We start from the raw sequence: 18,569 nt of genomic DNA, 5'->3' as shown, positions 1-18,569 counted from the left end.
CACTGGCTTTTTGAATGCGGTTTAATTATTTTGCACTTTGGTTTTTATAACGACGATAGCCAAGTAAAGCGAATAAACCCAAAATACCAAACCCACCAATCGCACCACCACCGCTATTACGCACACCACTGTCTGATGTTGCTGTGTTGTTTAATTTTACAGTTGCTTCATTAGAGATTTTACCATCAGCATCATAGACAGAATATCCAAATTTATAACTAAAAGGATCTAAAGTATTTTTTAGCTGGACTGTAATTTTACCACCATAACAAGTATAAATTCGATCTTCACCAGGACATGGGCCACTGCGCTCTGCACTAAAAATTAATGGGTCAACCTTAGTGGTTATACGAATTGCCAAATCTTGCCCATTTGCATCTGTATAATAAGGTAATTTTTCCTTTTGCTCAGCCGTTAAAGCGCTCACCAAACCATCACCATCATCATTTACATAGTTGAGCAAATCAACTGTTATTTTTTTATCTGAACCTTCTTTTACTGTAAATTCAGCATTTTTGGCAAGTGGTGCAATATTATTAAAAGTACCTAAAATATAGGCAGAAGAGGTTTTACTTGAATCAGTTTTAAGCTGCAAAGTGTATTGACAGAATTCTTTATCCCCTGTTGGAGTAATATTATCATCCACTCGCCACATTTTGATCAGACCTAAACCCGCATCCCATTCACAATGTAAATTTTTATCAGGAATAATGGTTTCTGTATTACCACTGATATTACCTATGCCTTTTGCAACTACTGTAACTGTATAGTTCTCTGCAGTTAAATGTTTAATTTCTCGTCCACCATTCGATAGAAGATTTTCATGTGGTAAGTTTGTCAAAAATGGATCAAAGAAAATTGTCCGATATTTCTGTTTAGTTTTTACCGTTAATAAATTTTCAAAATAGTTTTTCTGTTTTTGATAATAAGGTAAAAGCTCAGGTTTCGTGGTTTTATCCGCTATTAGTTCTTTAAACAGATCTAAATTTTCTTGATAATTCTCCAGTAACTCTACTACTGAGTCATTGCTTAACTCTGCTTTAAATGCGGTTAAACGTATTACCTCTGTTGAGCCTATATCACATGAATTTGATTTATCTGAGGTTTCAGCATTTTTGTCCGAATCAACTCGCGCCACACCGCGTTGATCAGGACTACTACAACCATACATTCCTGTATCAACCAAATCTGTGGCGGTTTTTTGATCTCGTGGGAAATAAACTGGCTGGAAATTCGTATATTGTGAAGGTACTTGTAAGTCACTCAGTACTGTTTCAAACGAAGTTTTACTTAAGTCCACTGTCGTTGGAGTAATGTCTTTTTTAAGCAATTCAGGCAGCTCACACTCAGCGTTTGTACTCGCAGCATCTAAAGCTAAGGCATTATGATCTAAGGATAAATTTAAAATCTTAAGCGTTGCTAGATCATTGTCTGCATAACGACAAGACTTGCCTGTACCATTGTAGGCTAAAACATTATATCTCAATGTCTTAGTCGCAGGACCATTATATAAAAATGTTGCCCACGCTGAGTTTTTTACAATTGTATTGCTTGCCAGTGTCAAATTAGAAAGATCACTTAATTGAACTTTGCCACTTGGGGCTGTTGAACTGAATTGAATAATGCTACCGGCATTAGGATTGGCAATATTTTGAGCAATGGTATTGGCTGTAAACTGTGTAGAGGGTTGTCCACATAATGCAAAAGCACTTTCACTGTCTGCAGAACCATTATTTAAAAAACTTGCACGTGAAATATCAATCGTTCTTTTTGAATAACCTAAATTATCATTACAGGTCATTGCCAAAACACTGCCTTTGACAGCTTTATTGGCTTGGAATACACCACTGTTAATGGTTAAGTTACCACCATCACTTAAATAAATTGCCCCCCCTATTTGAGCATTTGCATTCTCAATCGTGACGTTATTTAAAGTGGTATCTCCACCTAGATATAGTGCTCCCCCTGAATTATTACGCTCATTTTTACTTGAGCCATTCACTAGCTTTACATTTGATAAGCTAATACTCGGTCTACTAGAATTATTGGTATTTATAATTCGTGATAAACCTTGGGCATTAATTGTGGTTTTTGAAGCAGTGATCGCAGGATAATCATTGGTCAACACATTAACTTTTTCATAATCAAAAGGGTCTTTACCCAAAATTGAAATCGAAGAACTCGGTTGTAATTCTGAATTTAATTTGTATTCACCAGCTTCCAATTGAATAATATTGGTTGAAGTAGCATGTTCTTTCCCAGCATTACATCCACCAAATGCCTTATGCGTTGCTGCTGCAGTTATTGCTTCACGCAAAGAACACTTGTCTGGATTTTCACCATTTTCATCTGCAAATGTTGTCACATAAATTGTTTTATCTTCTGCTGCCATTAACGACATTGCAGATAAAACCATAAGTGCCAATATTCCTTTTTTATAATTTTTCATCACTCATCCTTCTGTTATTTTTTAGTTCGGCGTAATCCGATCAATCCAAATAAAGTCAATAATGCAATGATACCCGCAGCACCACCTGAAGTTTTCACTTGTTTATCTTCAAAGGTATTCGGTGGATCCTGTACAACTCGAGAAGTAATCGCAATATAGGGTTCTGTATTGTCATTAAAATAAGTTGTTGACGTTACAACTTTAATTTGGAACTCATCCGAACCATGCCAATTACCATTTGGCACATAGGTAATATCACCATCTTGAGTAATATTTAGAGTCCCTTTAGAGGGAGTATTGGTCTGAACAATTTTCAAACAGCCTGGTTTCCAAGCTGTACCATCAGTAGGTTTACCGAATAAGGCTGTACATTGCGCTGGAGTAACTAACTCACCATCTTGTAACTGGTTTGCAATACTAAATTTGGCAGTTTGACCATAGATAATATCTTCACCTACTGTAGATGTATTACTGGTATCGACTGTTAATTCAATCGCACCACGATCACATAGACTTCTATCTGCCAATCTTTGTTTATTACGTTGATCTTCAACTAAACAACCAAGTAACTCACTATTTGCTAGACCTTTATTTACAATAGGAGAATCTGCAATAGTTCTATAACTTTCAAGTAAACGAGGTTTGAAGTAGCTGATAACAGACTCTTCAGCAGGATTATATGGGCATAAAATTCCTTTAGAACTTAGGTCACATTTTCCTTCTGTAGAAGCACCTGCAATCAGTTGAGTCTCTCCTAAAGCCTGTGCACCTGTACCTGCACAGCCGACTGAATATAAATTATTCGTAATGCGGTTAGCTTCACCACCTGCAACAATTTTACAGTCTTGTGAACCATTCTTTGCAAGAATACTGTTGGCCACATAGGCTTTTTTATTTGGGGCATTCACAATCAACCCCATACTATTTAAAATCATCGTGATATTATTAACTTGCATATCATCTAAGACTTTAATCACGTAACCTTTATTATTAAAAATAGTACTGTTAAATATGCCTCGAAATTCCTTTTCAAATACCAAACCTTTACTAACTTCCTCACTAAATGGTGCTTGAGCTTCGAAAAGTGAGGCATTCGTATTTGTAGTTTCATTGTCTCGAATTACCGATTTAGATACAGCAAATTGTGGCGCCTCACTATAGATTACACCACCTTGTGTCGCTTTATTGCCTTTAATAAAGGAGCTAACAATATTTACTGAACTCCAATTATAATTTTTAATATCAGGTATTCCAGCATTATAAATAGCACCACCTTGTTCAGCAGTACCATTTAACAATCGAGAATGAGTAATTGTGAGTTGTTCATTGTTATATATTAAGCCACCAGTTTTTTCACAAAGGTTTGCACCACAACCTTGTAAAGTTAATTCAGATAAATTAACAATAATTTTCGTGTCTTTATTGGCTTCATCTTTTTTAGGGTCACCTGTCGGTATAATGACTTTTTTAATATTAAAAAGACGGTGATTACCAGACGCTTTGATTACAGCATTCAATAAACCTGCTTTATTTTCAGTATCGGTGACATTGGTGTCATAGATTGATTTAATTGCTACAGTTTGAGCAATCGGGATTTCACGCTTTAAAAGATATTCCTCTTTACCTTTTAACTCGATTATAGCGGTGGATTCCTTACCACCACAGCCATTTAAACCCGCTTCTGGCATGCCTTTATTGACATATTCAATTGCTTCACGAAGGGAACATTGGTCATCTGCTTTAACAACGTCTTCTGTTGTCGTCACCACAATATTTGCACTAAATGCATGACCAGTAATACATAATAATCCTAAGCCTATGCCCCGTTTGAGCATTATAGTCTCCTTGATTTCTTTTAATTATTTCTTATGAGCCAGCATAAAGCGTTGCTAACATTCCTTGTGCGTACTTTGTCACAGCTTGATAAAATTCTCAAGAATTTTATTGTGGACGGTACTCATCAATCAATGCGTAGATTTGTCTTAGCGTTGCGTGAGAAAGTTTCGTTTTCTCACCCTTCAATAATTTTTCTAAGCGATCGACAGATTGTAAGAGTGTACTGGTTTGATGCGAACCATGTAATAGCAGATATTCCGTTATTTGTGGGTCAAAATGTACACCCCGACGTTCAAGTACAGAATGCAATAAGGATTGCCGATCTGCATAAGAGTGACCACTCGGCAACTTTACACTGACTGCTTGGGTTAAACGTGATTGTAAATCTGGTAATTCTAATTTTAATTCTATCGGTGCAAAACGAGATGAAAAGACCAATTGTCCTCCACCTTCATTATTGTTATTAATTAAATGAAAAACTGCTTTTTGCCAGTGTGGCACACCACTAATCGCTTCAATATCATCTAATGCAACCAAGTCATAACTTTCCAAAGCACTAATCGCTTCAATCGGCGCATCCAATAATTCTAAAAGTGAAACTTTAATTGCAGATTTGCCAACCTCTAAATAAGAATCACAGATCGCAGACAATAAATGGCTTTTGCCTGTCCCAGCACCACCATAAATATAAAAGCGGTTCATGAGTCCAGCATGTAGTTGCCTGACGGCATCAATTACAGGTCCCCAACCTGGGCCAGAAAAATCACTGATTTTGGCATCCAGTTGTGGTTCTATATCCAACTGTAATTGACGCATATGTCTTCATTGTTCCTTAAAGTGGATCATTATTTGGTTTTGTTTCAGCATTATCTTGCGTGTTTTTAATCTCAAGATCAAGATCGACATGCTCACTTTCTAAAGAAACCGTATGACTTTCACCATTATTTTCAACGACAACCGTTGAAGTTGGACTCCGATAGAGAGAGCTTCGTTCATACCATTCTCGCGCATGTTTTAACAATACTGAAATAACTGCTGCCACAGGCAAAGCAATTAACATTCCTAAAAAGCCCGCCAACTGCGCACCCGCCAAAACAGCAAATACCACTGCTACAGGAGATAGACCAATTTTATCACCCAATAGGAAAGGTTGTAACACATAACCTTCAATAATTTGCCCTACACCAAAAACCACTAAAACCAAAATCAGATGTGTCCAATCTAAGCCAAATTGGAACAGCGCCGCAATAATGGCAGCGATAATTCCCACACCAAAACCTAAGTAAGGAATAATACTACACAGCCCAGCAACCATCCCAATGATCAATCCTACTTCCAAACCAACCAACTGCAAACCTACTGCATAAACCACACCAAGTAAAAACATGACAAGGAATTGTCCTTTCACAAATGCACCTAGAACACTGTGACATTCATTTACGATTCTCATCGTACCTTGTTCATACTGACGAGGAATCAAGCCTTTCATACTCGCAAGCATTCGATTCCAGTCTAATAAGAAGTAAAAAGCGATAATTGGAATTAAAACAATGGTTCCACCAATAGAGATAAAGCTCAATCCAGACTGCGCAATTTTCAATGCCATTGCTTGAATACTGTCTGCACTATAGTTGGTTTGTACATAATCCATGACCACTTTAGAGATCTGATCGGTATCCAACTCCATGCGTTCTACATTAAAGGTTTGTGAAACCCAAGGTAAAAAGGTGTAATTTATCCAATGAATACCTGCTGGAATACTGTCTCGTGCATAAATTAATTGTTTCCAAACCAAAGGAACAACAAACCAAATTGCCCAAGTCAAGACAATCCCAATACCGACGAACACAATCGAAATCGCCAACCAACGGGGTAAAAATTTATCAAGCTTTTCAACTATAGGACTAAACAAATACGCCAATAAAAAAGCACCAACAAATGGGATCACTACAGGTTTAAGTAAATATAAAACCCATAGAATCAGTGCAATTCCTGCGAGAATGAAAATTCGTTTTAATGTCCGATCGTGCATACAATCACGCCTTTTTCAGGTTTAATCATTATAGAAAGTAAAATATTTGAATAAAGATAGCATTTTAGTGCAGAAATAACATAAGAGTTTCGTATATTCGGGTATAATCTCGGCGCGAATGCGGAGACTTCAAATATGAGCAACTCAACTTCTACCCCAAACACTGGTTTAAGCTATAAAGACGCTGGTGTCGATATTGAAGCGGGCGACGCACTTGTCGATCGTATCAAATCTGTCGCTAAACGTACCACTCGTCCAGAAGTAATGGGCGGATTAGGCGGCTTCGGCGCACTTTGTAAAATTCCTAAAGGTTATGAAGAACCTGTTCTCGTATCTGGCACAGACGGTGTTGGTACAAAATTACGTTTAGCATTGAACTTAAACCGTCATGACACAATTGGTCAAGACTTGGTGGCAATGTGTGTAAACGATCTTCTTGTATGTGGTGCTGAACCATTATTCTTCCTTGACTACTATGCAACAGGTCATTTGAATGTCGATGTTGCTGCAAATGTTGTGACAGGAATTGGTAAAGGTTGTGAGCTTGCAGGCTGTGCATTGGTTGGTGGTGAAACTGCTGAAATGCCAGGCATGTATGAAGGTGAAGATTACGACTTAGCAGGTTTCTGCGTAGGTGTGGTTGAGCAAAGCAAAATTATTGATGGCTCTAAAGTTAAAGCTGGTGATGTGTTGATTGGTGTGGCTTCTTCAGGCGCACATTCAAATGGTTACTCATTGCTTCGTAAAATTTTCGATGTAAAAAATGTCGATTTGACCCAAATCGTTGATGGTCGCCCACTTGCTGACGTTGCGATGGAACCAACACGCATTTATGTAAAATCAATTCTAGAACTGATTAAGCAAGTTGATGTTCACGCTATGGCGCACATCACAGGCGGTGGCTTACCTGGCAACTTACCACGCGTACTGCCAAATGGTGCACAAGCTGTCATTAACGAAGCTTCTTGGGAATGGCCAGAATTGTTCAAACTTCTTCAAAAAGAAGGTGGTGTTGAACAATTTGAAATGTATCGTGCATTTAACTGTGGTGTCGGCATGGTCATTGCTGTAGATGCTGCGGATGCTGAAAAAACCATTGACGTTTTAACAGCACAAGGTGAAAAAGCATGGAAAATTGGTTTAATCCAAGACAATGCTGAATCTGTTGAAGGCGCTGATGAAAAAATCCGTGTGGTTTTTGCGTAAGTCATTATGATCAAAATTGCTGTACTGGTTTCAGGCAATGGCAGTAACTTACAAGCCCTGATTGATGCTCATCTTTCAGGGAAAATTGTTGGTGTGATTTCCAATAAGCCTGATGCTTTTGCACTGCAACGTGCTCAACATGCAAACATCGATACTGCAGTCATTGAACACAAACAGTATCCGAATCGTGAAGCCTTTGATGCTGCCATGCATCAACAATTGCTGGCTTGGGATGTCGATTTGGTAGTTTTGGCTGGTTTTATGCGTATTTTAAGTGCTGAGTTTGTACAAGCATGGGAAGGGAAAATGTTAAACATTCACCCTTCTTTGCTGCCAAACTACAAAGGCATGCATACTCATCAACGTGTACTGAACACAGGCGATACTTTACATGGCTGCACTGTGCATTATGTCACTGCTGAACTGGATGCAGGTCAAGCGCTGACCCAAGGTGTTTTAAAAGTTGATCTACACGACACTGTAGACTCACTGGCTGAACGCGTTCATGTACTTGAACATTTAATTTACCCACAAGCAGTGGAATGGATTTGTAATGGTACACTTCAACATATAGCCACAGGACAAGTCTTGTATAAAGGTCAAGCCTTAACACGCCCTATTCAGTTTGCAAACTTTAATATTTAATTTATGTAGTCTTTAAATGAACGCATCTTCGGATGCGTTTTTTACTGTTTGGAAAATTTAAATACTTTATCTAATACTGCAAAAGCACTAAAAAATAAAGAAAATAATATACGTCAAAATGTTTTTCCTGTGGCAGTTTGTGTATTTGTTCAGTTAATCTTAGCCACAATCTAAAAATTAAAATATATCCTGAACAAAGACTTAACAATGATCATCATGAATAAATGGAGAAAACACATGCTAAAATCAATACTCATTCCAACGTGTACAGCTTTAACCTTAACTATGGTGGGTTGTGCCACCATGTCCAATCCATCAACTGAACGTAATTTAAATGAACTACAAAATAAAAATTGGGTAGTAAGTGAAATTTATGGTACCAAAATGACTGCTGATCCAACTCAGTCAGATGTACCATCTATTCAATTCGATAATAGCCGTGTCAGTGGTTCAGATGGTTGTAACCGTTTTATGGGTGGCTATGCGGTAAAAGGAACGCAAATCCAATTTTCTAACCTTGCTTCAACTCAAAAAGCCTGTCTAAATGCAACGGATATTCCACAAAAATATGCCCAAGCACTAACACAAGTTACTCACTATGATGCATCGAAAAAAGAATTGAAATTCCTAGATGCGAATGACAAAGTTATTTTGAAATTTGAAAATGTTAAATAAATTGTAAATGAATTACTTTATAAGCTTGTCTTATGAAATGTTAAAAATAAGCACTCAATCGAGTGCTTATTTTATTTACCATCAAAATTAATTAGATGCTGTCTAATCTTGAGGCAATTGGATTACATCTTTTATTAACTGTACCACTTCAACAGGATGTTCCAAAGGAAACATATGGCCGCCTTGCGTAACAGTAAATGGAATACCGAGCTTTTTCTGAATGATCTGTGGAAATTTTCGGGTTAAAAATGGGCTTTCTGAACCAACCACCAATTGCGCGCTAACAGATGGTTTAGCTTTAGGTAACCACCATGAAATTGAATTGGTTCGAAAAATTTCGACTTCGTCATATTTAGAAATAGTCAGTTCAACACCACCACATATGCGGTCTTCAGTTAAAGCATACTGAATGTAATCATTAAAACATTCTTCATCAAAATGTTGATAAAACCCTTTGGGTCTTAATAATGAAGCGGCTTGCTCACGAGACTCCCAATGATCACGACGTTTAATACTTAAACCTGCGGGGGTAATTTGATCAAGCATTTTGGGATTAAATACTTTAGTCAGAAACAATGCAAAAGATGCTTTGCCTGCAATTAATGGCGGATCAAGTAAAATTATTTTTTCAAATAACTCTGGACGCTTATAGGATGCCATCAGCGTTAAAACCGCACCTAAAGAATGCCCTAAACCAATCACTTTACGACCTTGCGCCTGTTGCACAATACTATCAATGACTTGATCAGTTAATTCATTCCATCCTTGAGCAATCGGGTAACGACGATCAGGGCCAATCAAGGGCACATAAATCACATCATAATCATCTTTTAATAACTTAAAAAGCTTTGAATAAACTTGTGATGGCACACCGTTGGCATGTGCAAAATGGATCAGAGGTTTTGTATGATTTGAATTACGCATGACATCCTATTTTTAGCATTGTATAGCGAACAATATATTAAACAGCATATGAGATACTTTTCTGAAATATTCATACTTCGCATCTCATTTTACTTTAATTTAAATGGAACAAGCTTTATTGCATTTTAGCATCTTGCTGCATATTCATCTTTTGAGTCACTGCTTCAGCTAAACCATTTCCCATTTCTGAACCCATACGCCCTAAAATAGAGTCAAATGGGCTACGTTCAACCGTGTAGTTAACAGCTTTCTTCAGACTTAATTGGCGTTTCAAACTTTCCATATTGCCTGTTTTATCGGCAATTCCGAGTTTAATGGCTTGTTCACCCGTCCAGAATAAACCTGAGAAAATAGCAGGATCAGTAGATTTAAGTTTTTCACCACGACCTTGCTTAACCGCCGTAATAAAATGTCCATGAACATTATCTAATAAAGCTTGAATATGCGCTTTTTGCTCAGGATTTACTGGTTTGGTCATGCTCAGGATGTCTTTGTTTGCACCTGAAGTCATTGTACGATCTTCTATACCGAGTTTTTGAGCCAAACCACTCACACCATAATTTGGCATGATCACACCAATAGAGCCAACTAAACTCGATGGATTCACCCAGATTTCATCTGCTGCAGAAGCAATATAATAGGCCCCAGATGCTCCCATATCACCAATCAAAGCATAAACTTTTTTATCTGGATGCTGTTGCTTTTGATAGCGAATCTCTTGCCAAATATCATCCGACTGCACTGGTGACCCCCCTGGAGAGTTGATATTTAGCACTACTGCTTTTGCAGATTTGGCTTCAAATGCTTTCTTCAAGGACTTAATGGTATCCGTACTATTCACACCTTGATTGCCAGATTCAATCGTACCAATAATGTTGACTACGCCAAGATGTGACTCAGAAATAGAACTAGTTGAATCTTCGCCACTGCTTGAGCAGCTTTTACCAAATAAAATCAAACCTAAAAGAATAAAAATATATAAAAAGGTTAAAATTTTAAAAAATATTCCCCAACGGCGACTACGGCGCTGCTCTTGTACAGAAGCCAGAACAACTTTTTCCAAAAGTTTCCATTCTTGCCCCGTTGGTGCTTGTGATGCAGAAGCATCTAATTGTGTATTTTCATTCTGTGGTTTAGGTGGCCAATCGGACATACATACCATCCAAATTAATTTTTAAGGCATCATTATATACAACTAATACAGTTAAACTGTCTAAATCGACATAATTCACTTATAATAATTTACAATTCACTCGCACTTTGGCGCAGTTTTACAAATTGATAAACGATGACTGAAAAGCAAAAATCTTCTACCACACGTCTACTTCATTTTTTTGGTCGACAACCGATTCTTTTTTCTAGATTTTATGCCCGTATTTTAGCTGGCATTGTCAACTTATTGCATGTTTCTAAAACATCTAAAACGATTCGTTTAAATATCGAAATTTGCCTGCCACAACTGAGTAAGCAAGAACGAGAGCGGATTACGCGTGCTGCGATTCGTAATGAATTACAATCCTATATGGAGTTTTTTAGTATTTGGGGCAGCTCCACTCAAAAAAATATTTCCAGAATTCGTCAAATTCATGGTGAACATTTGGTTCATGAGGCGCTTGCAGAAGGTAAAGGTCTGGTCTTGATTGTTCCTCATTTTGGAACATGGGAAATCATGAACGCTTGGTTCGCTCAACATACTCAAATGACCATCATGTATAAACCCATTAAAAATCCTGATGCAGATGATTTTGTCCGCGAGGCACGTAGTCGTGAACAAGCCCATTTAGTCCCTACGGATGAGTCGGGCGTTCGACAAATTTTTAAAGCCTTAAAGCAAGGTGGTACTACAGTTATTTTACCTGATCATACACCTCATGTAGGCGGTGAAATGATTGATTATTTTGGAATCCCTTTAGCTTCAAGTAATCTCAGCGCCAAACTTATTCAAAAAACTAAAGCCAAGTCATTGCTTTTATACGCGATTCGTAATGAATCTGATGATTTTGATATGTTTATTGAACCAATGGATGAACAGATTTACCAAGGTTCTGCCAATGATGGTACACGTGTTATTCACCAAGCATTAGAGCATTTAATTGAACGTTTTCCTCAACATTATCACTGGAGTTATAAACGCTTCAAAGCTAATCCACAACTCAGAAATGTTTATACTCTATCCAATGAGCAAGCGATTATAAATATTAATCGTGTTAAAGCTGAAAATCAGACATTAACGAATTAACCATTTTTTTGAATCTCGATAATTCGACATTTGCATCATGTGTTGAGCATCCAATTGAAACTGAATACTACCCTGTTCGATGGTATTTACAACAGGAATATTCAAAGCTTTTAATCGTGCCAAAACAATTGGGTGAGGATGACCATAACGATTATCAAATCCTACGGAAATCACTGCCAATTTCGGTTTTAATGTCTCTAAAAAAGCATAAGCTGAACTATGTTGACTGCCATGATGCCCTAAAACCAAAACATCAACGTCTAAGTTGGGATAATGTTGTAATAAATCAAACTCCGCTTCCCAACCTGCATCGCCCATGATCAAAAAGTTTTGCTGATTTTTGGCATTTTTCACTTGAATATATACGACACACGACAGCTCATTTTGTTGTGATGCAACGTTACTTAGGCTATTTTCAGGTGGTGATAAAATTTCTATTTTTACTTGATCATATTGCCAAACTTGCCCTGCATAACAGTAGTGAAAATTTTCCTGTTTAAAACGTCCATCATTTTCATTCGAGAAAACTTGTTTGACTTTCACTTGTTCTGCAATGGCTGGAAATGCACCGCTATGGTCTTGATCTAAGTGTGACAAAATAACTTGGTCAAGCTGCTGAATCCCTTGTCTTTTTAAATAAGGTACAATCAATTGTCTTCCAAGACTAAATTTTGTTTCATCGAATGAACCACCTGTATCAATCATCATTTTTTGTGTCGGTAAATTTAGAAAAATTGCTTGCCCTTGTGCAACATCTAAAATGGTTAAACTAAAATCAGATTGTTTTTGCTGCGGAAAAATTAGAGGAATAGAACATACAGCGACCCAAGCCTTAGAAATGACTCCTCGTGGTAAAAATAGAATAAAAATTGCAGTTGCCAAACATACGATCATCAATGGAGTAAAAGCAAACCACTGTAAATGTTGAGCAAATAATTGATCTAAAATAACCAAAATGTGTAATAAAAATGATAAAACCCAATCCGCCACATAGAAAAAAACTTTGCCTAAAGGCACATAAAATAGACTCAAACATGCACCGATCACTTCCAAAGGTACAACCACTGCGCCAATCAAAGGAATTGCAAATAAATTGCTCAAAGGTGCAACCCAAGCAACTTTTTGAAAAATAAAAATAACCAGTGGAAACAATGCAATAAATACTTTCCATTGGGATTCGATCAAAACTTTCAAATAAAAAACAATTTTTTGAGTATTTGTTTGATAATCATGCGGCTGCTGTTGTAAGGTTTGATAAACTCGAATCAAAATAAAGCAAGCACCATAAGACAGCCAAAATGCAGCAGATAAAATGCTAAAAGGATCAATCCATAACAAAATACTGGCACTGATTAGCAACATTTTTAAAGCAGAAAGTGACTGTCTAAACCAAATTAACATGCTACACAAAGATACCGTTAATAACGTCCGTAAAGCAGGAATTTCAAAACCAACAAATGCTGTATACAGTGCCACACATACCCAAAAAGGTATAATCAATAAATAAGGTCGAGGACATTTTAAATAAAATTCTGGACGAAACTTTTCAATAATTCTTTGGAAAATAAAACAAAATAACATGGCAAAAATCAGGACATGCGGACCTGAAATCGCCAACAAATGAGAAATACCTAAGCGTTGAAATAAGTTTTGAGTATCATCAGAAAGTAGGCTTTCATCTCCAGTGAGTAATGCCAACAACAATCCCTTTTGTTGCAAACTGCTATTTTGAATCATTTCCCGAAAAGACAAACGCTTTTCTTCAATGCTTAATCGAATGACAGCGCCAAAGGCGTTATTTTTCTGCACAAAACGGGTATAGCCTAATCTCGAAACTACTGTAGCATCTATCGGCTGTACAAACTGAGCATTTAAACTGCCCATAATATTTTCTTGTAGAAACCAACGCTCTTTATCAAATGCACCAGCCACAGCATAACTATGCGCAGGCTTTAATTTGCCTGATATTTGATAATATTTTCCAAGTGCTAAAGGTAGCTGTCCTTGTTTTAAATTGACACTGATTTTAATCGGTTGTGTGACAGAATTAAGCAACCAAACATTTTGTTTAATTCGAAGTTGTTGGTCTACATCTGTGGAAATTTGGCTAATCGTGTTGACATATACCAACGCATTCACCTGTTCAACATGTTGTAGACGTAATTTTAAGCGTTGCTCTAAAGCATGATCGGCATAATGCCAGCCACCCATAAAAATACTTAAACAAAGACTTAAATTGAAGATGGTTTTTATGATGACATGCTTGGTCAATTTCCATTTTAGAGTAGTGGCAAGGCTGATAAAAACAATAAAAATAAGACTGAGATACAAAGACATCTGTAAGCTTTCAGGTAGAGGATTCCCCATACAACTGATGCCCAAAATCCAGCCTAAACTTAACCCATAGAGATACCACATCGTTATTATTTTCTTAATATTTTTAAATAATTAAAGCCCATTTTCATGAGCTTTAACAAGGCAATTGATCGGAATTATGCCATTATTTTTAAATTATTTTATAAAAACCTAAGTTTGTTCTGTGACCCACACACCATCTTGCATATGAAGCACTTTGTCCGCTGACTTTGCTAATTGTTCATCATGGGTCACGATCAACATTGCCATGTTCAACTCATGACGTAAATCACGTAACAATTCAAAAATTGTCACTGCTGTTTTACGGTCTAAGTTACCTGTTGGTTCATCAGCAAGCATAAGTTTAGGCTGAGTGACCAAAGCACGAGCCAAAGCCACACGCTGACGCTCTCCCCCAGATAACTCACCTGGTTTATGCGTCAGTCGATGGCTCAATCCTACACGGTTCAACAGATATTCTGCACGTTCTTTAACTTTTTTGAACTCTGCATCTTTACGCAACATCAAAGGCATTGCAACATTTTCTAAGGCTGTAAATTCGGGTAATAAATGGTGGAACTGGTAGACAAAACCAAGATTTTGATTACGCAGAAAACCACGTTCAGCTTCACCTAAACTGTCAAAACGCTGCCCATTTAAATTGACAATGCCTTGCGATGGACGGTCTAGCCCACCCAAAATATGCAGCAGCGTACTTTTTCCCGAACCACTTGAACCAACGATTGAAACAAACTCACCTTGATGTACTTGTAAAGATAGACCTTTAATCACATCAACTGTCGATTTACCATCCGTAAAAGATTTATAAACATCTTTGGCTTCAAGCACCACATTACTATTCATAACGAAGCGCCTCCGCAGGTTGGATTTTCGCCGCACGACGTGCAGGATAAATTGTTGCAACAAAACTTAAAGCAAGTGAAACACCGACCACTAAGACCACATCTTGCCAACGTAAATAAGAAGGTAAGTAATTAATAAAATATGCATCAAATAAATGCCAGCCAAATAAATTATTTAGCCAATCAATCAAGTTACTAATACCTAAGGCAGAAATCACACCTAATACTGCACCAGCAAATGTTCCAACAACACCAATTACCGTACCTTGTACCATGAAAATGCGTGTAATTGTGGTGGGTGAAGCCCCCAAGGTTCGTAAAATAGCAATGTCTGCTTTTTTATCTGTAACAACCATGACCAATGAAGACACAATATTAAATGCTGCCACCAAAACAATAAGGAATAACAATAGACTAACCATGGCTTTTTCCATTTGAATGGCACTGAACAAATTACCATGCGTATAAGTCCAATCAGACGCATAAAAACCGTGTGGTAATTCTTGCACAATTTCATTTGCTACTTGTGGCGCAAGGAAAATATTGTCCAACTTCATACGCACACCCTGCGCACCATCAGGTAAACGCAACAAAGTTGATGCATCATTTAAGGCGATATAACCCAAGCTAGAATCAACTTCTGCACCAATACTAAAGATCCCCACAATTTTAAAGCGCTTAAAACGTGGGACAACCCCTGCTGGTGATGGTGTTGCTTCAGGTAAAACTAGGGTCACATTATCATTCAAACTCAGACCTAAAGCATCGGTCATCTGCTTGCCTAATACGATACCAAATTCACCTTTTTTCAGTTGATCTACACTGCCTTCAACCATATGGTTTTGAATAATAGATACATTTTTTTCATATTTAGGTTCGATACCACTGACCATGATCCCTGCAACACGCCCTTGTGCAGTCAACATTCCCTGTAATTGGGTAAATGGTGCTACACCAGTAACATGTTCATGTTTCTCAATTTTCTTTGCAAGTGTGGGCCAGTCTGTTAAAATCTGTGAGGATGAAACAGTGGCTTGAGGCACCATGCCTAAAACACGGTTTTTCAACTCACGGTCAAAGCCGTTCATCACAGATAAAACTGTAATAAGAACCGCAACGCCTAAGGTTAGACCGATCATAGACACCAAGGCGATAAAAGAAATAAAGTGATTACTGCGCCGAGCGCGAGTGTATCTCAACCCTATATAAAGCGAGATTGGTTTAAACATACCATCAAAGTCCGAGGTGTTTTATGGAAACGTTACAGCATCATGCCGAAGCGAATGAGCGTCGAGTCATGTCTCGAATCGATGCTGCATTAAGAATCAACTATCAGATTATTTCTGATGACGTTGCCCTTAACGATCCATACGATCCAAATTTTGTATTGCCGCGCTATTTTCTACTACTTGCAGAATTAGATCAATTTGATCATGCACTTCAATACGAATTAGACCAATTAAATGAAAAAGATCAACAAATTGCTCGAATCTTATCCTTATTCAATCAAAAATTAAACCTCATAACAGGTTCTCTGTACGATTCAATTGTACAAACCATGTTACCAACGCCGCAAAATGTGAATTTTTCTGAGAGTGGTTTTAGTTTTTTCAGTACGCAAAATATCAAAGAAGGCACTTATATTCATGTGACGCTCAGTCATGCTGAAAACTTCTTTCATATTGCAGCAACCGCACAAATTGCTTATTCAGAATTAACCTGTGAAGATCCTGAACAGTACCGTATTGGGGCGTATTTTGTGACTTTACACCCACAAGATAAAGTTAAATTGGCAGAATGTATCGAGTCAACCCAAGCTGTTGAGTAAGTGTATTATTCACTCATTTTATTGATTTTATGAGCAAGTTCACGACTTGCTCTTAAGTCTTTAAAGAAATACAAAAATAAACCAAATAATAAGACACTTGCACCAACAAAAACCATCAAGGATAAACTTTCATAATTTAAAAGTGCACCAAATAACATAGCGAGCATCGGTGTCATCACTGTGGTTAAAGATAGCGTTGTGGCTTTGATATTTTGTACCAACTTGAAATAACAGAACATCGCAATCAACGATGCCATGATCACCGTATAAAGTAACGCCAGTAAGGATTTGGTTTCAGGTATATGATCAGGTGCATATTGCCAAATGAATGGTACGATACACAATGCCATCAGGGTTGACACTAAAATTGAACCCGTCGCTTGCGCCATTGGTTCCACAGTTGCATTGACTTTTTTCACCCAAAAGATAGAAAGCGAATACGTAAATACACTCATCATCATCAATGCGATACCGATAGGATGCACATGTTGGGTCGCGCCACCACTGGTACAAATAATTGCCAACCCACATACTGCAACACACATCCCAATCCATTGCAGTGTTTGCAATTTTTGCTGAAAACCAAAACGCCCAATCAGCCCTGCCATGATCGGTGCTAAGCCAAACATCAAGGCAATAATCCCTGAACTCAGATAACTGGTTGCTGCATAAGTAAAAATTTGCGAACCAATTAAACTAAAAGAACCCGCCAAATAACTGTGTAAAGCAATTTTATTGACAGGAAATTTAATCTTAAGAATAAGCAATAATAATGCAGCAATAGGCAAAGCAATTAAAAAGCGGATCACCAACGCCCACATTAAGTGAATGTCTTGCACACTCCAAACGATGGCTAGCGGCGTACTCGCCCAAATGAAGACCAGTAAAATATAGGTCATCATGATGTTATTTTTCGATGGCATCGAAATGTCCTACTGCGCTGCTGTTTTACGTTTTTGCTTTAAAATAGTCTGGTCTAAACTACTGGAAAACTCTCGTTTATCACGCTCAGAAATCGGTGGCGGTCCACCTGTTTGTACACCAGCACCCCGTAAGGTATCCATAAAATCACGTAAATGTAAGCGAGCTTTGACATTGGCAGAAGTATAAACTTCACCACGTGGATGAATCGCAACACCACCCTTTTCAATGACTTGTGCTGCAAGTGGAATATCTTGAGTGATGACAATATCATGCTCTTGCATACGCTCAACAATTTCTTGGTCAGCTTGATCTGCACCACTTAGCGCTTGAATCGAATTAATTCGTACTGAGGGGGTAATTCCAACAGGTTGATTGGCAACAAAAGTGACTTCAAGTTGATAACGATCCGAAGCACGAATAATCACTTCACGCAATATTTTTGGTAAGGCATCGGCATCGACCCAAAGTTTAAATGGCAGCACAAAGTATCTCTCTTGATAGAATTGCGTCGATTGTAGCAAAACTTTGTCTATTAAATATGATCGTGATAGGCTTTTTAAAAATTTATCTCAGTAAAAATTGCAATGCTATTC

Annotated in this window: 16 protein-coding genes; 5 read left to right on the top strand and 11 right to left on the bottom strand. The window is 37.6% G+C overall.

Features of this window, described 5'->3' with window-relative positions; all coding sequences use genetic code 11:
* Positions 1-25 precede the first annotated feature (25 nt).
* The 4 genes from HUS24_RS01475 to cxpE form a co-directional block, all read right to left on the bottom strand.
* Positions 26-2,449 carry a CSLREA domain-containing protein gene (locus tag HUS24_RS01475; RefSeq protein WP_173910294.1) on the bottom strand — a complete coding sequence of 808 codons (2,424 nt, stop codon included), beginning with the start codon at positions 2,447-2,449 and terminating at the stop codon, positions 26-28.
* A gap of 14 nt (positions 2,450-2,463) precedes the next feature.
* Positions 2,464-4,284 (bottom strand): rhombotarget A, encoded by a 1,821-nt coding sequence (rbtA, locus tag HUS24_RS01470; protein ID WP_173910293.1) that lies wholly within the window; start codon positions 4,282-4,284, stop codon positions 2,464-2,466.
* Between the two features lie 106 nt (positions 4,285-4,390).
* Positions 4,391-5,101: a DnaA regulatory inactivator Hda gene (gene hda, locus HUS24_RS01465; protein ID WP_173910292.1), complete on the bottom strand. Its 711-nt coding sequence runs from the start codon at positions 5,099-5,101 to the stop codon at positions 4,391-4,393.
* Between the two features lie 16 nt (positions 5,102-5,117).
* Positions 5,118-6,317, bottom strand: a complete 1,200-nt coding sequence (gene cxpE, locus HUS24_RS01460; RefSeq protein WP_173910291.1) for a chloramphenicol efflux transporter CxpE — start codon at positions 6,315-6,317, stop codon at positions 5,118-5,120.
* A 135-nt stretch (positions 6,318-6,452) separates the two neighbouring features.
* On the opposite strand from cxpE, the gene purM reads away from it, so the two are divergent.
* The 3 genes from purM to HUS24_RS01445 all read left to right on the top strand — a co-directional run bounded on the left by purM (position 6,453) and on the right by HUS24_RS01445 (position 8,843).
* The gene (gene purM, locus HUS24_RS01455; RefSeq protein ID WP_173910290.1) at positions 6,453-7,523 is read left to right on the top strand and encodes a phosphoribosylformylglycinamidine cyclo-ligase; all 1,071 of its coding nucleotides are present in this window, start codon (positions 6,453-6,455) and stop codon (positions 7,521-7,523) included.
* A gap of 6 nt (positions 7,524-7,529) precedes the next feature.
* Positions 7,530-8,168, top strand: a complete 639-nt coding sequence (gene purN, locus HUS24_RS01450) for a phosphoribosylglycinamide formyltransferase (RefSeq protein WP_173910289.1) — start codon at positions 7,530-7,532, stop codon at positions 8,166-8,168.
* 237 nt (positions 8,169-8,405) lie between these two features.
* Positions 8,406-8,843: an META domain-containing protein gene (locus HUS24_RS01445; protein ID WP_173910288.1), complete on the top strand. Its 438-nt coding sequence runs from the start codon at positions 8,406-8,408 to the stop codon at positions 8,841-8,843.
* A 102-nt stretch (positions 8,844-8,945) separates the two neighbouring features.
* Here the strand turns inward: HUS24_RS01445 and HUS24_RS01440 are convergent, their stop codons facing one another.
* Entirely contained in the window at positions 8,946-9,767 is an 822-nt protein-coding gene (locus HUS24_RS01440) for an alpha/beta hydrolase (RefSeq protein WP_173910287.1), read from the bottom strand.
* Positions 9,768-9,882: 115 nt separating this feature from the next.
* Complete coding sequence (gene sppA / locus HUS24_RS01435; RefSeq protein WP_173910286.1) at positions 9,883-10,920, bottom strand: signal peptide peptidase SppA; 1,038 nt, start codon at positions 10,918-10,920, stop codon at positions 9,883-9,885.
* A gap of 135 nt (positions 10,921-11,055) precedes the next feature.
* On the opposite strand from sppA, the gene HUS24_RS01430 reads away from it, so the two are divergent.
* Positions 11,056-12,006 (top strand): lysophospholipid acyltransferase family protein, encoded by a 951-nt coding sequence (locus HUS24_RS01430; RefSeq protein ID WP_173910285.1) that lies wholly within the window; start codon positions 11,056-11,058, stop codon positions 12,004-12,006.
* Here the strand turns inward: HUS24_RS01430 and HUS24_RS01425 are convergent.
* From HUS24_RS01425 to HUS24_RS01415, 3 genes are all read right to left on the bottom strand, one after another.
* Positions 11,995-14,424: a DNA internalization-related competence protein ComEC/Rec2 gene (locus HUS24_RS01425; RefSeq protein ID WP_217424334.1), complete on the bottom strand. Its 2,430-nt coding sequence runs from the start codon at positions 14,422-14,424 to the stop codon at positions 11,995-11,997. The genes HUS24_RS01430 and HUS24_RS01425 overlap by 12 nt on opposite strands.
* Positions 14,425-14,532: 108 nt before the next feature.
* Complete coding sequence (gene lolD / locus HUS24_RS01420; RefSeq protein WP_173910284.1) at positions 14,533-15,225, bottom strand: lipoprotein-releasing ABC transporter ATP-binding protein LolD; 693 nt, start codon at positions 15,223-15,225, stop codon at positions 14,533-14,535.
* Positions 15,218-16,453: a lipoprotein-releasing ABC transporter permease subunit gene (locus HUS24_RS01415; RefSeq protein ID WP_173910283.1), complete on the bottom strand. Its 1,236-nt coding sequence runs from the start codon at positions 16,451-16,453 to the stop codon at positions 15,218-15,220. Before HUS24_RS01415 ends, lolD begins: the two co-directional genes overlap by 8 nt.
* Before the next feature lie 23 nt (positions 16,454-16,476).
* Here HUS24_RS01415 and HUS24_RS01410 point away from each other — a divergent pair, with 23 nt between their 5' ends.
* A complete protein-coding gene (locus HUS24_RS01410; protein WP_173910282.1) occupies positions 16,477-17,052 on the top strand; it encodes a PilZ domain-containing protein in 576 nt (191 codons plus the stop codon).
* Positions 17,053-17,057: 5 nt separating this feature from the next.
* Here the strand turns inward: HUS24_RS01410 and HUS24_RS01405 are convergent, their stop codons facing one another.
* Both HUS24_RS01405 and HUS24_RS01400 read right to left on the bottom strand, forming a co-directional pair.
* Positions 17,058-17,975, bottom strand: coding sequence for a DMT family transporter (locus HUS24_RS01405; protein ID WP_173910281.1), 918 nt, complete (start codon positions 17,973-17,975; stop codon positions 17,058-17,060).
* A 9-nt stretch (positions 17,976-17,984) separates the two neighbouring features.
* Positions 17,985-18,458 (bottom strand): YaiI/YqxD family protein, encoded by a 474-nt coding sequence (locus tag HUS24_RS01400; protein WP_065994891.1) that lies wholly within the window; start codon positions 18,456-18,458, stop codon positions 17,985-17,987.
* Positions 18,459-18,569: the final 111 nt, after the last annotated feature.

Source organism: Acinetobacter sp. Marseille-Q1618, from assembly GCF_902809855.1.
Lineage (GTDB): Bacteria > Pseudomonadota > Gammaproteobacteria > Pseudomonadales > Moraxellaceae > Acinetobacter.
This window is presented reverse-complemented; position numbering and strand designations above follow the sequence as displayed.

What these genes read in the sequence shown, in the direction of transcription:
- HUS24_RS01475 (WP_173910294.1), bottom strand. Translation starts at nt 2,449, where the DNA reads ATGAAAAATTATAAAAAAGGAATATTGGCACTTATGGTTTTATCTGCA.
- HUS24_RS01440 (WP_173910287.1), bottom strand. Translation starts at nt 9,767, where the DNA reads ATGCGTAATTCAAATCATACAAAACCTCTGATCCATTTTGCACATGCC.
- sppA (WP_173910286.1), bottom strand. Translation starts at nt 10,920, where the DNA reads ATGTCCGATTGGCCACCTAAACCACAGAATGAAAATACACAATTAGAT.
- lolD (WP_173910284.1), bottom strand. Translation starts at nt 15,225, where the DNA reads ATGAATAGTAATGTGGTGCTTGAAGCCAAAGATGTTTATAAATCTTTT.
- rbtA (WP_173910293.1), bottom strand. Translation starts at nt 4,284, where the DNA reads ATGCTCAAACGGGGCATAGGCTTAGGATTATTATGTATTACTGGTCAT.
- HUS24_RS01410 (WP_173910282.1), top strand. Translation starts at nt 16,477, where the DNA reads ATGGAAACGTTACAGCATCATGCCGAAGCGAATGAGCGTCGAGTCATG.
- HUS24_RS01405 (WP_173910281.1), bottom strand. Translation starts at nt 17,975, where the DNA reads ATGCCATCGAAAAATAACATCATGATGACCTATATTTTACTGGTCTTC.
- HUS24_RS01425 (WP_217424334.1), bottom strand. Translation starts at nt 14,424, where the DNA reads ATGTGGTATCTCTATGGGTTAAGTTTAGGCTGGATTTTGGGCATCAGT.
- hda (WP_173910292.1), bottom strand. Translation starts at nt 5,101, where the DNA reads ATGCGTCAATTACAGTTGGATATAGAACCACAACTGGATGCCAAAATC.
- HUS24_RS01445 (WP_173910288.1), top strand. Translation starts at nt 8,406, where the DNA reads ATGCTAAAATCAATACTCATTCCAACGTGTACAGCTTTAACCTTAACT.
- cxpE (WP_173910291.1), bottom strand. Translation starts at nt 6,317, where the DNA reads ATGCACGATCGGACATTAAAACGAATTTTCATTCTCGCAGGAATTGCA.
- HUS24_RS01415 (WP_173910283.1), bottom strand. Translation starts at nt 16,453, where the DNA reads ATGTTTAAACCAATCTCGCTTTATATAGGGTTGAGATACACTCGCGCT.
- purN (WP_173910289.1), top strand. Translation starts at nt 7,530, where the DNA reads ATGATCAAAATTGCTGTACTGGTTTCAGGCAATGGCAGTAACTTACAA.
- HUS24_RS01430 (WP_173910285.1), top strand. Translation starts at nt 11,056, where the DNA reads ATGACTGAAAAGCAAAAATCTTCTACCACACGTCTACTTCATTTTTTT.
- purM (WP_173910290.1), top strand. Translation starts at nt 6,453, where the DNA reads ATGAGCAACTCAACTTCTACCCCAAACACTGGTTTAAGCTATAAAGAC.